We start from the raw sequence: 2671 nt of genomic DNA, 5'->3' as shown, positions 1-2671 counted from the left end.
CGAGCCTACGAAGTAGGTGTTGGCGTCGGCGCGCCTTCTTGCGGAGCAAGAAGCGTGACGGAGGACAATGTGTCGTAGACCGAGCAAGGCCGTAAGTGCCGCAGCGAAGCGTTTCCCCGCTGTTATACGCTGTAGGCAACTTTTGATATTTAATTCATTAAGTTTAGTTCTTTTTTACATTCCCTGATAATATTAAAAATCATAAATTCATTGCTATTATTATAAATTGAATTGTTAAGATCAGTCAAAAATGGAGAATTATTTGAAATTATAAATTGATCAAAGAAATCGTTTGAGAATATAGATTTAATTAATTTCTTTTGACAGAAAGCTAATTCTTCACCATTTCTATTAAAAATAGTAAATCGAATAAAAATTTTTAAACCTACACCTTTGAAAGAAGTAAGACCTGGCCAAATTTTTCCGTGTTGAACCATTAAAATAACTGTAGGAAAATATTTTTCATCAGTATTAGAATTAATTTTATATCTTAAATCTAAATTCACTTTATGATACTGATCTGAAAATGGAATTATTTTGAAGTTATATGAATCTAGTTTGTTGAATAGGTTTTGGTCGTAAGAAATTAGAATATTATAAGAATCAACCAAATCATTCACATTTATAGTTTCATTTTTAGATTCGATATATGGAAGAACTCTGTAACGCAAGTTTAGATTGGAATTTCTAATTTCCTTGAGACTGTCATTATTAAAAACTACTGTTTTTTCATTATCTGTAAAATTAACGATTTCTTTTCTAGTGAAATTTTCCTCAGGTTTCTTTGGAATGCAAAGTAAGAATAGCGAAGAGATAGTTATCCATATTAATAGTTTAGAATTCATATTTTATTTTAGAAGAGATTTTGCCTATTGCGTATAACGAACTAGGCTACTCGACGTTTCCCGACCCTGAGTCCCAACGGGACGTTAGGGACTGGCATGTAGCTTGCGTAAGCAAGGCGAATGCCAGAAGGGAAATGTGGCGCAGCCCAAGCGAGGCCGTAGTGCCGAAGCGCAGTGAGTAGCCGCTGTTATGCGCTGGACCGTTATTTATGAGAGACTTTTTGGTTTTTTAAAGGCAATCGTATATCTCCAACGAAGACATACCTGATCTTTCCAATGTTCATCATTTTATGAACAGATTGGCGAGACAATTTTAACTTCTTTGCCATTTCATCAACACTAATAAGATCCGCAGCTACAGTAACTTCAGCATCTTTTTTAGCTTTAAATTCAGCAATTGCAGCATTAATGTGATTCTGAGATTTTCTTGTAAGAATTCCGTCTTTGCAATTTTTGCAATAGTAACCTTCTAGATTATTGATTTTTAGGTTTCCATAATCTTTAATATTGAAATTTTCAGAGACATCAGTTTTGAAAACCATAGAATTTGTTTCACCACAGACAGGACAATCGATCCATTTTTTATCTTTCATATGTTTTCATCTCCTTTAAAAGAAATAACTAATGTATTACTATTCGAAATTTGGATTTTAATATAAAGTTTATAATTATTGCTTTCCTTTTTGTAAACATCGTGCCAGAGCAAATGGTTATTATGAGAAGTCATTGATTTAAAAAAGTCAGAATTATGTAAATTGAGAACTTCATTAATAATTTCAGTTTCCCCATATCCAAATTGTTCAATAGCAGTTTTTTGAGCATTTTTTGTAATAGAAAACTTTCCCTCGATTATCAGTTCTTTGATTTTTTTTAACGGATAATGACAGACGCGTTTTTCCACAATTGCTATTGTGGTTAATTGGTAGACAATGTCAACTGCTTAAAAGTTCGTATTCTAAATTTATTTTTACGGTCTTGCGCATAACGAACTAGACTAGCCGACGTAGGCTGGCCCTGAGTCCCGAACGGGACGTTAGGGATTGGCGCGACGCTTGCGTAAGCAAGAGGAGTGACAAAAGCCTATGTGTCGGAGACCGAACGAGGGCGCAAGTCCCGAAGTGAAGCGGTTAGTCGCTGTTATGCGAAGTAAAACTGGTATTCAATTTATTTTGTTATTAATACTTAGTAGAGCTTTATATTTATTAGCAATCATAAGAAAAATCTCTTCATTTGTAATTGAATCGAATTTCTTTTGATTTGAATAGGGAATGGTATCAAGAAAAGTTGAAAAATCTGAATTACATTCTAAACTTTCATTCCATGTAAGATTTTTAGAGGAAATGCAATCGTGTCTTGATTTGCATGCATAATCTAGAGAATTTTCGTCTATAGGACAATTATTGTAAATTGTTAAATTTGGTTTATTTCTACAATAACATCCATAATTAATGTTTGAAAAAGTATTATTCCATTCTTCTTCGAATTCCTTTTTAAATTTAATATTTTTTATTTCAGTTTTTATTTTTTCTATTAGAATTTGATATTCATCACAAAATATGGGATCATCAAAGCAGATTTTTATGAGATCTTCATTGTTATTAATTTTATTTTTACGATTTTCCTCAAATTCTTTTATTTCTTTTTCCTGAGATTTCTTTTTTTCAATTTTTAATGTTAATTTCTGGTGTTCTTTTCTTTCAATTTCTTTAATCTTTTCATCTTCTCTAAAGTTAGGGTTCACTAGGTAAATAATCCAATAGAAAAATTGACCGATTGCTTCTAATAAACTTAATGGATTCATTTTTTAGGTTAATTTTGTTTTATTT

At 31.7% G+C, this 2671-nt stretch carries 4 protein-coding genes; all 4 read right to left on the bottom strand.

Annotated features, from left to right (window positions below):
- Positions 1–149 precede the first annotated feature (149 nt).
- Positions 150–845, bottom strand: a complete 696-nt coding sequence (locus tag ND811_RS19050) for a hypothetical protein (RefSeq protein ID WP_265353563.1) — start codon at positions 843–845, stop codon at positions 150–152.
- 203 nt (positions 846–1048) lie between these two features.
- Positions 1049–1438, bottom strand: a complete 390-nt coding sequence (locus ND811_RS19045; RefSeq protein ID WP_265353562.1) for a type II toxin-antitoxin system MqsA family antitoxin — start codon at positions 1436–1438, stop codon at positions 1049–1051.
- Positions 1435–1746 carry a type II toxin-antitoxin system MqsR family toxin gene (locus tag ND811_RS19040; protein WP_135571118.1) on the bottom strand — a complete coding sequence of 104 codons (312 nt, stop codon included), beginning with the start codon at positions 1744–1746 and terminating at the stop codon, positions 1435–1437. The genes ND811_RS19045 and ND811_RS19040 overlap by 4 nt, the downstream gene beginning before the upstream one ends.
- A 258-nt stretch (positions 1747–2004) precedes the next feature.
- A complete protein-coding gene (locus ND811_RS19035) occupies positions 2005–2646 on the bottom strand; it encodes a glycine/betaine ABC transporter permease (RefSeq protein WP_265353561.1) in 642 nt (213 codons plus the stop codon).
- Positions 2647–2671 lie beyond the last annotated feature (25 nt).

The organism is Leptospira soteropolitanensis (assembly GCF_026151655.1).
GTDB classification, from domain to species: Bacteria; Spirochaetota; Leptospiria; order Leptospirales; family Leptospiraceae; genus Leptospira_A; species Leptospira_A soteropolitanensis.
This window is presented reverse-complemented; position numbering and strand designations above follow the sequence as displayed.

Excerpts from the sequence above, each read along its gene's own strand:
- ND811_RS19035 (WP_265353561.1), bottom strand. The coding sequence starts at position 2,646 with ATGAATCCATTAAGTTTATTAGAAGCAATCGGTCAATTTTTCTATTGG.
- ND811_RS19050 (WP_265353563.1), bottom strand. The coding sequence starts at position 845 with ATGAATTCTAAACTATTAATATGGATAACTATCTCTTCGCTATTCTTA.
- ND811_RS19045 (WP_265353562.1), bottom strand. The coding sequence starts at position 1,438 with ATGAAAGATAAAAAATGGATCGATTGTCCTGTCTGTGGTGAAACAAAT.